This window comes from Streptomyces sp. NPDC102462 (assembly GCF_044765425.1).
Classification (GTDB): domain Bacteria; phylum Actinomycetota; class Actinomycetes; order Streptomycetales; family Streptomycetaceae; genus Streptomyces.
On sequence record NZ_JBIWKB010000002.1, the window covers coordinates 163,763 to 175,761 of the forward strand.

Annotated in this window: 12 protein-coding genes; 4 read left to right on the plus strand and 8 right to left on the minus strand. The window is 70.8% G+C overall.

Features of this window, described 5'->3' with window-relative positions; all coding sequences use genetic code 11:
- Positions 1–129: 129 nt before the first annotated feature.
- On the plus strand, positions 130–495 hold the full coding sequence (locus tag ACIRFL_RS02920) for an NUDIX domain-containing protein (protein ID WP_404023364.1): 366 nt from the start codon (positions 130–132) through the stop codon (positions 493–495).
- 182 nt (positions 496–677) lie between these two features.
- The gene (locus ACIRFL_RS02925) at positions 678–1,175 is read left to right on the plus strand and encodes a hypothetical protein (protein WP_404023365.1); all 498 of its coding nucleotides are present in this window, start codon (positions 678–680) and stop codon (positions 1,173–1,175) included.
- On the opposite strand, the gene ACIRFL_RS02930 is transcribed toward ACIRFL_RS02925, so the two are convergent.
- The 8 genes from ACIRFL_RS02930 to ACIRFL_RS02965 form a co-directional block, all read right to left on the minus strand.
- The gene (locus ACIRFL_RS02930) at positions 1,165–2,643 is read right to left on the minus strand and encodes a putative T7SS-secreted protein (RefSeq protein WP_404023367.1); all 1,479 of its coding nucleotides are present in this window, start codon (positions 2,641–2,643) and stop codon (positions 1,165–1,167) included. The genes ACIRFL_RS02925 and ACIRFL_RS02930 overlap by 11 nt on opposite strands.
- Positions 2,644–2,648: 5 nt before the next feature.
- On the minus strand, positions 2,649–3,221 hold the full coding sequence (locus tag ACIRFL_RS02935) for a hypothetical protein (protein WP_404023368.1): 573 nt from the start codon (positions 3,219–3,221) through the stop codon (positions 2,649–2,651).
- Positions 3,222–3,326: 105 nt separating this feature from the next.
- Positions 3,327–3,644 carry a hypothetical protein gene (locus ACIRFL_RS02940; RefSeq protein ID WP_404023370.1) on the minus strand — a complete coding sequence of 106 codons (318 nt, stop codon included), beginning with the start codon at positions 3,642–3,644 and terminating at the stop codon, positions 3,327–3,329.
- A 145-nt stretch (positions 3,645–3,789) separates the two neighbouring features.
- Positions 3,790–4,401, minus strand: coding sequence for a GNAT family N-acetyltransferase (locus ACIRFL_RS02945; protein WP_404023372.1), 612 nt, complete (start codon positions 4,399–4,401; stop codon positions 3,790–3,792).
- A gap of 47 nt (positions 4,402–4,448) precedes the next feature.
- Positions 4,449–5,789, minus strand: a complete 1,341-nt coding sequence (locus ACIRFL_RS02950; RefSeq protein WP_404023374.1) for a hypothetical protein — start codon at positions 5,787–5,789, stop codon at positions 4,449–4,451.
- 58 nt (positions 5,790–5,847) lie between these two features.
- The gene (locus ACIRFL_RS02955) at positions 5,848–6,786 is read right to left on the minus strand and encodes an N-acetylneuraminate synthase family protein (RefSeq protein WP_404023375.1); all 939 of its coding nucleotides are present in this window, start codon (positions 6,784–6,786) and stop codon (positions 5,848–5,850) included.
- A gap of 12 nt (positions 6,787–6,798) precedes the next feature.
- Positions 6,799–8,097, minus strand: a complete 1,299-nt coding sequence (locus ACIRFL_RS02960) for a cytidylyltransferase domain-containing protein (protein ID WP_404023377.1) — start codon at positions 8,095–8,097, stop codon at positions 6,799–6,801.
- A 32-nt stretch (positions 8,098–8,129) separates the two neighbouring features.
- Positions 8,130–9,485, minus strand: coding sequence for a DUF6716 putative glycosyltransferase (locus ACIRFL_RS02965; RefSeq protein WP_404023378.1), 1,356 nt, complete (start codon positions 9,483–9,485; stop codon positions 8,130–8,132).
- A gap of 198 nt (positions 9,486–9,683) precedes the next feature.
- Between ACIRFL_RS02965 and ACIRFL_RS02970 the strand changes: the two genes are divergently transcribed.
- Both ACIRFL_RS02970 and ACIRFL_RS02975 read left to right on the plus strand, forming a co-directional pair.
- Positions 9,684–10,661, plus strand: a complete 978-nt coding sequence (locus tag ACIRFL_RS02970) for a glycosyltransferase family 2 protein (protein WP_404023380.1) — start codon at positions 9,684–9,686, stop codon at positions 10,659–10,661.
- Positions 10,658–11,992, plus strand: a complete 1,335-nt coding sequence (locus ACIRFL_RS02975) for a polysialyltransferase family glycosyltransferase (RefSeq protein ID WP_404023381.1) — start codon at positions 10,658–10,660, stop codon at positions 11,990–11,992. Before ACIRFL_RS02970 ends, ACIRFL_RS02975 begins: the two co-directional genes overlap by 4 nt.
- Positions 11,993–11,999: the final 7 nt, after the last annotated feature.

Genomic DNA, 11,999 nt, shown 5'->3' on the forward strand with positions numbered 1-11,999 from the left:
GCTACTATTTTCGGGCGGCCGCGCATGCGTTTCTCCGGGTGGGCCCGGGTAGGCGTGCAGCACCCGGTCGTACGGCTCTCGCCGGCCGCGGGCGGCCGGGACGGCGCCGGGGGAAGGGACGGTCGAGCCATGACGCTGGAGCGGGCTGCCGCGGGCACGGTGGAGGCGGTCGTCGGCTACGACGGCCGGCTGCTGCTGGTGCGACGGCCGGACGGCTGGGGACTGCCCTCGGGCACCCCCGAACCGGCCGAGACGGCCGAGGCCACCGCGGCCCGCGTCGTCTACGAACTGACCGGCTACCTCGTGGACGGCTCCCAGACTCTGGAGCCGCAGGACCCGGTGTCCGCCGTGGTGTGCCAACTGCTGACCGAGTCCCCGTCGGACGGCGCCCGCCTCGCACCGGAAGACATCCGCTGGACCCCGTTCACAGAAACCACCAACACCCCACTCCCCCAGGCAGTACGCACCTACCTGGAGGGCCACACCCCCGTGTGACCGCCCCGGCCGCACCCCCAACCTCGCATCACTCGCTCCTCGCCGAGAGTGTCTTCAGGCCGCACTGGTAGCGTCGGACGCTGCGGAGACGGCCCACCCCTCGTCCGCGGCCGCAATCGCGACCCGGGCGGTTGAGGCTGAGGTGTCGAGGGAGGTGGCCCGCGTGCAGAAGCGAGGTTCCTATGCCTGAGTTCACGTTCACCCCGCTCACCGACCAGGACGAGGTCAGCGACGGCACCTTCCTGGGACACCTCGATGTCAGCGGCAGCTCCGGGAAAGCCACCACGAGAAGTTCCCGCCAGGCGGGCGGCGGCATGGGAATCGTGCTCTTCGCGGCCCTCGACGAACTGCTCGACGGCGTGGGAACGCTGCTGCGGGAGGGCCGCGGCACGTTCAAGTCCTCCGACATCGGGCTGCCCATGAAGTTCAAGTCGAAGAACGGGGTGTTGACGACCAGCCATCGTTGGTCGCAGATCGACGAGTCGACGCCGGAGGCCGTCGCGGACGCGCTCTGGTCGGCCGCGCAGGAATTGGCGCGTACCCATCTCGGGCGCGTCACCGAACCCAGCGGGCACATCGACATTCTGGAGGACGGCAGCATCGGGGCCATCGACTTCCGGGTGCAGGTGAGGAACGCGATGTCCCGGTTCGAGGAGGCGCGTCGACAGCTCAGCCGCTGAAGGCGGCCTTGGCGGGTGCGATACCCGGCTGGTACCCGACGCCGCTGCTGCCGTAGCCGCCGACCGTGTCCAGCAGTGCCCCGGTCGTGTCGAACTCCTGCCCGAACAAGGCGGTGTTGACGGTGGCCCTGGTGACGCTGGTCACGAGGCCCTGGGTGCCGCCGATGATCCCCTTGCCCAGCAGGTTCTTGCCGGACAGGGTCATGGCGAGGTTCGCGTACTGCCTGCGCGTCAAGTTGGTCAGGCTGCTGTCGTTGATCAGCTTGGGCAGCTTGCCGAGCCCCTTGCTCACCAGCGAGCCGGCACCCGCGCCGATGACATTGCCGGTCAGGTTGCCCAGCGCGTTTCTCCGCATCTCTGCCCAGCCGCCGTTCAGGGCGTCCTTGAGCGTTGTCTTCAACTCGCTCTTGGCGAACGCGAAGGCGACCTTGCCAAGGCCCTTGAAGTCCTCGCCCATCCGCCACACCTTGATCAGGCGGGCAAAGGCGACCTCCGCCTTCCTGACCCTCAGCGCCATCTTGAACCCGGCCATGATCTTGCCTGCCTTCGCCAGCATGGCCAACTTGCCGACCACCGGGATGCAGTCCAGCGCGGCGAAGAGCAGATCGCCCCAGCCTGCCTTGCCCCGTGCGAACTCGGCGATGGTGTCCGCCAGCACGATCAGGGCCGCCGCCAGTACGAACCACACCAGCGGCCCCCCGACGAACAGCAGCACGATTCCGGCGACGGCCACGAAGATCTTGGCGGCGACCACGATCACCGTCCAGGCGTCCCCGATCCAGTCGCCGGCCTTCTCGTACCACTTCTTGTTGTGGATCCCGGCGTCGGACGCCGCATGGATCTCCTTGACCAGTTCCTCGGCAGCCTCGTCCTGGTCCTTGCCGGCGCCCTCCGCCTTCGTCTTCAGCTCGGCCAACTGGGCGTTCAGGATGTCCACCTGACCCTGCGTGGCCTCCCGGGTCTCGTTCGCGTGACGGGCGTCGCGTGCCGCCTTACGGACCTGTTCCGCATCCGGTGGTGGCGCGTCGCCCGCGGGATTCCTCAGCTTGTCCTGCGCGGACTTGGCGCGGTTCGCCGCCGCGGTGGCGCCGGCCAGTCGGGACCGTGCCCGGGAGAGGTCACCGCGCAGCGTCCGGGCGTTGGCGAGCGCGTGGTCGGCCGTCGTCTGGGCGTGCTCCAGCTTCCCCGCGTAGGTGAGCAGGGCGTCCGCGACCATGTCGTACGAGTCGTACAGCTTCTGCAACTGGCCGGGCAGCCTGCCGATCCGGTCCTTGAACTCGTCCATGGCCTTGCCGGCCGCATCCTGGAGGACGGAGTCCTTCGAGGCCGAGCGCAGGCCCTTCAGCACCGTGGAAACGTCCTCGACGAAGGTCTTGTACCGCCGGCCCTGGAGTGTGACCTCGTGCGGATCCCCGGGTGTCGGGTCGTCGTGCAGGTCGAGGTGGTACCAGTCGGTGGGACGCGCCATCGAGTTCAGTCCTCCGTGTCGAGGTCCGCGCGAGAGACGAAGCGGAAGGTGCCGGTGATGAGGGCGAACAGCTCCAGCATCGGCTCGGCAAGGCCGAGTTGGGGTGTGCTGGCGCTGATGACGGCGACCTTTGGGCCGCCGTTCGGGAAGGGTACGAAGGTCTGCATCATCACCGCGCGATGGCTGCGGTTGTCGTCCGGAACTTCGATGTCCTCGATGCCTTCGGTGCGTACCGCCTTGCCCGCCCCAGGCAGATCCACCTCGCGCACACGACGCCACGGATCCGTGGGCCGTCGGCCGGGGGCGATCGGCGTCAGCACACCCATGAGCGTGTCGAGACCGGTGGGTGTGGTCTCCCCCGTGGTCGCGTTCACGGCCTCGTTGACGCTGACCGTGAGGCCGGCCACCATCGGCTCGTCGTCGACGATCTCGCACATGGACCCGGAGTAGACGACGTTGTTGTTCCTGGCTTCGCGGGCCACCTTCTTCAAGGTCCTGACCAGATCGGCCTGGTACCCGGCCAGCTCCGGTTTCTCCCTGACCCGCGCCGCGACCGCCTCGTGGATCGAACGGTTCACCGTCGCCGGGTGGACATCGAACTCGTACCACGTACTGGGGACCTGGAGGTTGATGCCGATGACGTCCCCAGGGCCGGCCCCGCGAACGGACCGGCGGCCAAGTCCTCACTTTCCACGGTTGCCCTCCTTTTCGTGGTTGCGGAGGGCTTTCCTGAGCTCGACGTCCAGCTCGGTCATCTTGTCGACGATCTCCTGCGCCATCTTCGCCACACCGTCGAGGCCGGCGTCGATCTCCTTGCGGCCGTCCTTCCAGCCGCGCATGAAATCGTCCATGGCGTCGAACGCCGCACTGGAGCCCAGCTCTCCGTGACCCAGCTTGCGGTCGACCTGGCCGGTGTCGTCCATACGCTTCTTGATCGACCGCAGTTGGGCCGCCAAGGTGTCCAGCCCGGCCAGACTCAGGACGAGATCCCCGTTGGACATGTCCGGATTCCCCCAATACCCCGAAAAGAGTGATGGTGGCGCAAGACGCCCGCGGCATACGGCTGTTGCAGGCCCAGTGCCCTTGCGTGGGCGGTCGGTCAACGACCGTTTCGTCGCAGCAGACACGTTACAGGCGGTCGCCGTGTCATCGGCGTGCCGCCGGGGCATCCGGGTCGTTGTCTCTCGGCCCGCCGATCGGGGCGCCGAGCGCAGCAGTGCGGCCGTGTGGGGACCGCACTGCGAACCACTGTTCGGCGTTGAACTCCTCGAAGCGTTCCACCTCGGTGAAGCCCAGGTTCGCCGCGAGGCGCATCGCGCGGGCGTTGGCGGTTTGGGTGCAGAGCACCACCGGTTCGCCGGGGAGCACGTGGGCGCACCAGTCGAGTGCCGCCGCGCACGCCTCGGCGGCGTAGCCGCGTCCCCATGCCGTGGGCAGGAACATGTAGCCGAGTTCGGCCTCTGCGGCGTCCGGACGGACGTGACCCGGGCGCTCCGCGTCGCGCCGGTCGAGCGTGATCATGCCGATCATCGCTCCGTCGAGTTCGGTTACGAAGAGGCCGGGGCGCCGCCCGGGCACCTCGGGCACCGCGCGCTCAAGCTCGTCACGCGGTCGAGGGCCACCGATGTAGGCACCCACCTCCGGTGAGGCGAACAACTCGATGAACGCCGCACGGTCCCGGGCCTCGGACGCGCGGAGCACCAGCCGCTCGGTCCTGATCGGGGCGGGTGGCCAGGCAACGGGTCCGAGGTCAGCCATGGCGGGCAACCTATCGCACGCCCGTGGAGTGACCCGGAACAGAAGGGCTAGGCCAGGGCCACCGTCGACAGGCGGTGGATGTCTTTTGCTGTGTCTGTCACCCCGGAAAGGAAGCCCTGGGCGCGGGGCGAGGCGTGGTCGGTGAGCCAGGTCGGGTCGATGTCGCAGACGGCGACGCGGACGCCGGTGCCGGCCAGGGCCAGCGGCAGGGTGTGGACGACCGTGGACGGGAAGCTCAGGACCGTGCGGCCGATCGGACCGCGGCGGGCGATCAGCTCCAACGGGAGGTCGGGGCGGACGATCTCCAGGCCGGTCTCGGTCGCGAGCCGGTGCAGCTTCTCCGTGCTCTCACGGCGGTGCGCGAAGTAGCGGGCGGCGCCGTGCGCCTTGGCGAGACCGCGGACGGCCTCCACATAGCGGTCGGCGTCCACGACGCCGGTCTCCACCAGCGACGTCCCGACCATGTCGGCGCCCTTGGTGATGCGGGGCGGGCCGAACCGGGACCGGGTCCAGCCGAAGTCGTTGGCGGTGATCGTGACGCCGTCCGGGGTCTCCTCGACCGGCATGGACGAGAACACCTCCACCCGGCGCCCGGCCCTCGGTGTCAGCCGGCGCCGGGCCGAGGAGGAGACCGGGGCGAACAGCAGGTCGCGCGGCCCCGGCCGGCCGCCCTTGCGGTGCCAGCGGACCAGCCGCTCGCCGCGCGCGAGCTGGGCGACGAACTCCATCGTCGCCGTGCCGTCGTCGACCACGACCAGGTCGCGCGCCCTGGTGATGGTCAGCAGCAGCTGTACGTAGCGGGAGAACGGGTCGCCCATGACGATCCGGTCCGCCCGGCGCAGCGCACCGGCGAGGCCGCCGATGGTCTGGAAGGGCGCGGTCGTACCGCCCCGCGCCTCCTCCCAGCGCACCTCGTACCCCTCGTCCCGGGCCAGGTCCGCCATGCGCCGCAGCTGCCCGCGGGTCATCGGGTCGGTCGGGGACAGCACGACAAGGGTCAGCTCCGCCCCGGACGGCAGCACACCAGTCGGCACCGGCCCAGACGGCACGACACCGGAGGACAGCGCGCCGATCGACTCCGACCCGGACGGCATCACCCCGGTCGGCACCACACCGGACGGCACAACACCGACCGGCTCCGACCCGGGCGGCACCACACCGGTCCGCTCCGACCCGGTCGGCGGCGCGTCGCCGTGCGGAGTGCGTCGTACCTGCGGCGGTACGGACGGGAAGGACGCCGGCGCCGGCGCGCCGGACGCCCGCGCCCCGGCCGCTCCGCGCAGGGCATGGGTGTGCGCCCACTCCAGTACGTTCAGCAGCTGTACCGGGCTCTCCACGAAGGCGAGGGTGCGAAGGCTGGGGCCGGCGTTCCCGGCGCGTCGGTTCATCGTCGTACGACCGTCCCGTGAGGCGTTCGGCAGGGGACCAAGGCGGGCTCGGGCAGGGTCAGACGGTGACCGGCTCGCCCGCCGCCGCGGCGATCTCCGCCTCGGCCACGGCGCCGGCGACCCGGCGCAGCTTCTTCATGGGGCCCAGCTCGGAGTCGTAGACCTTCTTGACGCCGTCGCCGAGCGACGCCTCGATGATCCGGATGTCGCGCACCAGGCGCGTCAGGCCCTGCGGCTCCACCGAGGCGGCCTGGTCCGAACCCCACATCGCGCGGTCCAGGGTGATGTGGCGCTCGACGAACGTGGCGCCGAGGGCGACGGCGGCCAGCGTGGTCTGCAGGCCGGTCTCGTGGCCGGAGTAGCCGATCGGGACGTTCGGGTACTCCTGCTGCAGCGTGTTGATCACGCGCAGGTTCAGCTCCTCGGCCTTGGCCGGGTAGGTGGAGGTGGCGTGGCAGAGCAGGATGTTGTCGCTGCCAAGGACCTCGACGGCGTGCCGGATCTGCTTCGGGGTCGACATGCCGGTGGAGAGGATGACCGTGCGGCCGGTGGCGCGCAGGGCACGCAGCAGCTCGTCGTCCGTGAGGGAGGCGGAGGCGACCTTGTGGGCCGGGACGTCGAACTTCTCGAGGAAGGCGACGGCCTCGGTGTCCCACGGGGACGCGAACCAGTCGATGCCCTTTTCCTTGCAGTACTCGTCGATCTTGCGGTAGTCGTCCTCGCCGAACTCCACGCGGTGGCGGTAGTTGATGTAGGTCATCCGGCCCCAGGGCGTGTCCCGCTCGATGTCCCACTGGTCGCGCGGGGTGCAGATCTCCGGGGTGCGCTTCTGGAACTTGACGGCGTCGCAGCCGGCCTCGGCGGCGACGTCGATCAGCTTGAAGGCGTTGTCGAGGTCACCGTTGTGGTTGATGCCGATCTCGCCGGTGATGTAGACGGGGCGGCCGGGGCCGGCCTCACGCGAACCGAAGGCGCGGATGCGGGAGTTGGTGCTCATCAGGGGATGTCCTTACTTGGTGAGGGAATCGAGAGAGGGGCCGAGGATCCAGCTGGCGATCTCTCGGACGGCGCCGTCGCCGCCGGGGACGGTGGTGACCGCGCGTGCGGCGCCGCGCACGACGTCGTGGGCGCTCGCGACCGCCACGGGCCAGCCCACGAGGGCGAAGCACGGGAGGTCGTTGACGTCGTTGCCGACGTAGAGCACGCGCTCGGGCGCGATGCCCTGCTCCTCGCACCACTGCTTGAGGGCGAGGTCCTTCCGGTCGATGCCGTGCAGCACCGGAATCCGCAGCTTCCGGGCCCGGGCGGCGACGACCGGGTTCTGCTCCGTGGACAGGATCAGCATCTTCAGGCCGCTCTTGCGCAGTGCGGCGATGCCGAGTCCGTCCCCGCGGTGCACGGAGACGAACTCCCGTCCGTCGGCGTCGATCAGCACCCGGTCGTCGGTCTGGGTGCCGTCGAAGTCGAGGACGACCGCGTCGATGTCTTCCTTGGCCGGCAGGGCCCCGGGCCGGTCCGCGTCGAACAGCGGGGCCAGGGCCCGGGCGCGGGCGAGGTCGTGCGGGTCGTCGACCTCCAGCACCCGGGCCGGGTCGGTGCGGACCAGCTCGGTGTGGCCGAAGAAGCGGTGCCGGTGCTCGCGGAACCCGGCGGCGGCCATGGCGTAGGCGGCGCCGGTCTCCAGCAGGTCCTGGGGGCGGTCCTGGCGGCGCGGGCGGAACGACTTGTCGTGGTTGACGCCGTAACCGCCTTGGGTGGCCGTGGAGTTGGCGACGCGGGTGGCGCCGCCTGCGGTCTGTTCGCGGGTGGGTTCCACCGCGACCGGGTCGTCGCCCGCGTCCCGCCAGATGAAGCCGTGGAAGGGGGCCACCGTGACCGCGGTGTCGGCGCCGTTCTCGACGACGGCCGCCGCGACCCCGTCCACGTCCTCGCGGATCAGGAACGGGCTGGTGCACTGCACGAGCAGGACGACGTCCACGGTGGCGCCGTGCAGCGCCTCGTGGGCGTCCATGGCGTGCAGCACGGCGGCCTCGGAGGTGGCGGTGTCACCGGCGATGGCGGCGGGCCGCAGCACGACCTCGGCGCCGGCCTGCCGGGCGGCCGCCGCGATGGCCTGGTCGTCGGTGGACACGACGACGTCGGTGACCAGCCGGGAGGCCCGGCACTCGTGCACCGCGCGGGCCACCAGCGGCACCCCGCCGACGGGGGCGAGGTTCTTGGCGGGCACGCCCTTGGAGCCGCCGCGCGCGGGGATCACGGCGAGCACCCGGCGCACCGAAGTGCCCTGGCCCGCCCGGGTGTCGGACATGGGCTCTCCTCCTTGACGCGGGATCCGGTCGCTCACAGCTCTCCCATTCGTCGGATCACAGGTGCCACCCGCTGGACGCCGTGGCGGTAGGCGCCGCGCGCCGCCCTGCGCACGATCTGGCGGACCGGGCCCGGCGCCTTGTCGGCGGCGGGCGCGCCGGGCAGCGGGGAGCCGTCCGGGCCGAGGTGGTGGCGGGCGAGGATCCCCGGCAGATAGCCGGGCGCGGTCTCGGTCGTGTAGTAGGGGTTCAGGGGCGGCAGCCCGCCGGGCCGGCCCAGCAGCCGGGTGATGCGGTGCCGTGCGGCGTCGAAGGCCGTGCCGTACGTGCCGTCGGCGGCGACGCCCTGCCGGGCCACCCACTCGGGCTCGGGCTCGGGGCGGTGACCGGCGTCGAGCTGGTCCCAGGAGGCGAGGCAGCCGGAGCCGACGAAGTGGTGGTTGCCCAGCACCTCGCGGACCCCGAGGTCGGTCAGGACGACCGTGGGGATGCGGCGGTGCAGCGATTCGAGGGCGGCCGTCGAGCTGATGGTGACCAGCAGGTCGGTGCGGTCCAGGACCTCGCCCATGTGCCCGTACACCAGGCGGAGGTTGGCGGGCAGCTCGCGGCTCTGCGCCAGCTTCTGGTAGGGCAGTTCCTCGATGTGCGTGGTGTGCTCGCCCGGCCGGGAGCGCAGCTTCAGCAGCACCTCGCGGTCGGGGAACGCCTGCGCGTGCCGGATCAGCCGATCCAGCAGATACGTACGGTCCTTGCGGCTCTCCGGGACCGAGGGCTGGGCCGCGAACACGACCGTGTAGGGCCTGCCCTCCGGCTGTGTGGCGGGCGCGGGCTCGCCGGTGTAGGGCGCGCCGCCGAGGAACGGCAGCGCCACCTCGGTCACGCCGGAGGCGTCGGCGCCCACGCCCTCGTAGACGGCGCGGAAACGGTCCGCGTCCTGGCGGGAGTTGGCGAGGACGAGGTCCGCGCCGTGCCGCAGCAGCAGGCCGTCGGCAAGCTTCTCGTAGACGACGCCGACGTAGCCGGTGACGACGACGGGCCGCTCGGTGCGGTCCTCCCAGACCCGCTTCAGGCCGTGCAGCATGGCCTGGACGCCGCCGCCCACGAGGGCGAGGACGAGGACGTCGTACGACTCGTCGTTCATGGCGCGCAGGAACTCGACGGCTGTCACCTCGCGCAGCGAGTCGGCGTGCACGCCGACCTCACGCAGCTGGCGGGCGGTGGGGGTGGCGCGGCCCCGCAGCAGATAGCCGTCGAGCCGGATGCCCGACTCGACGGGCTCGGCCAGGCCGCCGCCCGCGATGCGGCTCGCGGTGAGGGCGCCCCACTTCCACCGTGTGTCGGAATCCGCGAGCACGGCGACCCGCAGCGACTTCGTTGCACTGATTGGCACGCCGAAGACGCTAGGAAGGCATTCCTAGGTTCCGCCCAACCCGAATACAACAAACGGTTAACAGCACATCGACGGATGGCGAATCAGCCCGGGAACCAGCGGGAAAAGGCCCCGGTTCACGGCTTCGCCACACGTCGTTCACCTGATATCAAGGTGGCGGTCAAGACGAATGACGGGCCCCGCCCTAACGTCCACTGTGTGGTCAAGCTCTCCGTCATCGTGCCGTTCTACAACGTGCAGCAATACGCGCCAGACACGCTCAGAAGCCTGCGTGCGAACGCCCGTGAGGACTTCGAATTCATTCTCGTCGACGACTGCTCGAACGACGGGACGCCAGAGATCCTTGCGCGCGCGGAGCGCGAGCTGCCAGGGGCGGTACATGTCAGACACGAGAAGAACGGGGGGCTGGCGACCGCGCGCAACACCGGCATCGACCGGGCCCGCGGCGAGTACCTGACGTTCCTGGACGGCGACGACTGGCTCGCCCCCGGCTACTACCCCCGGCTCGTCGCCGCCATGGATGACCTGGGCTGCGACTTCCTGCGCACCGACCATGTGCAGTGCACGGGGCGGACGCGTACGGTGCACCTGGTGCCGCACGGCCGGCGCAGCGTGGTGATGCGCCCCCGCGACGCCATCCTGCCCACCCACCGGACCACGTCCGTCGACTACGCCTACGCCTGGGCCGGGATCTACCACCGTCGGCTGGTGGACCGCGGGCTGCTGCACTTCACCGACGGGCTGCGCACGGCCGAGGACCGGCCGTGGATCTGGAAGCTGCACCGGGAGGCGGAGTCGTTCGCCGCGGTGAACCTGCTCGGTGTCTTCTACCGGCGCGGGGTGGCCTCCTCCCTCACTCAGATCGGTGACGTACGGCAGCTCGACTTCATTCGCGCCTTCGATCAGGTCATCGAGGAGACCGCCCGGGACCCGGAGGCGGACGCCCTGCTGCCGAAGGCCGTTCGCACCTACTGCGCCATCATTTCCCATCATCTGGGATCCATCGAAAGGTTCGAGCCCGCGGTGGCGAAGAAGCTGAAGACACTGAGCGCCGCCGCGTTGCGGCGCATGCCGCAGGACGTCCTGGACGACGCCCTGGACTCCATGGACCTGGAGCGCGCCACGAAGCTGCGCCGGCTGCGCCGCCGCCCCGCCGCCTCGGGGGCCGCCGCGTGACCACGCAGATCTTCCAGGTGTCGACGCTGTACGGCACCGCCACGCTGGCCGCCGCCCTGGACTCCGGCGCCTTCCGCCCCGCCGACCGGCGCACCCTGCTGGTCTGCAACAACGCCGCGACACCCGAGACGACGCCGGGCCCGGACCGGATGCCGGGCTTCGAGCGGCTGCGGGAGCGGTTCGACGACGTGATCTCGTACAACGAGACGATCTTCCCGTTCCACCCGGGCGGCTGGGCCCCTCGGCCGGAGGACCTGCCGCTGTGGGAACGCCATCTGCGGCTCGCCTGGGACCTCGGTGACGACGACGTCGAACTCGCCGTCGAGTCGATCCAGGTCAACCCGTCGCTCAGCCTCGCGCAGATGTTCACCGGCGCGCCCGTGACGGTCTACGCGGACGGCCTGATGAGCTACGGCCCCACCCGCAACAAGATCGACCCGCTGGTCGGCACCCGGGTGGACCGGCTGCTCCACCTCGACCTGGTGCCGGGGCTCAGGCCGCTGCTGCTCACCGAGTTCGACGTGCCGGCCCAGATCGTGCCGACGGCCGCGTTCACCAAGGTGCTGGCCGAACTCGCCGGCGGCGGCGAGGGGCTGCCGGACATCGAGGAGCCCGCGCTGCTGCTCGGCCAGTACCTGTCGGCGCTCGGCATCCTCAGCGCGGAGCAGGAGGAGGACCTTCATGTGCGGATGCTGAAGGGCGCGGTCGAACTCGGCCACCAGCGGGTCGTGTTCAAGCCGCACCCGTCGGCCCCGGCACGCTTCACCAGCACGCTGGAGCGGGAGGCCGAACGGCTCGGCGCCGACCTCACGGTCCTGGACACGCCGATCCTCGCGGAGGTGCTGTACCAGCGGATGCGCCCGGCGCTGGTCGTCGGCTGCTTCTCCACGGCGCTGCTGACCGCGTCCGCGCTGTACGGCCTGCCTACCGCCCGGGTGGGCACGGACACCCTGCTGGACCGGCTGTCCCCGTTCGAGAACAGCAACCGGGTCCCGGTCACCCTCGTCGACGCGCTGCTGCCCGATCTGACGGACCGGGCCGCGGTCACCGCGCAGCGGCCCGGCATGGACGTGACGGCGCTCGGCGAACTCGTCCGGGCGGTCGGCTTCACCATGCAGCCGAAGATCTACCCGGAGCTGCGCGGCGCGGCCGAGGAGTATCTGACGAAGCATCTGAACCCGCACACGCTGCGCTACTTCAAGCGCAAGCGGCTGACCTCGCTGGCCCTGCCCGGCGGCGTACCGGCGCAGCTGTCGTTCATCCCACGCAACGCGACCGTGCGCCGCGTGGCCCGCAAGGCCCGCAACCTGCGCCGAGTGGTACGCCGCTGATCAGGCC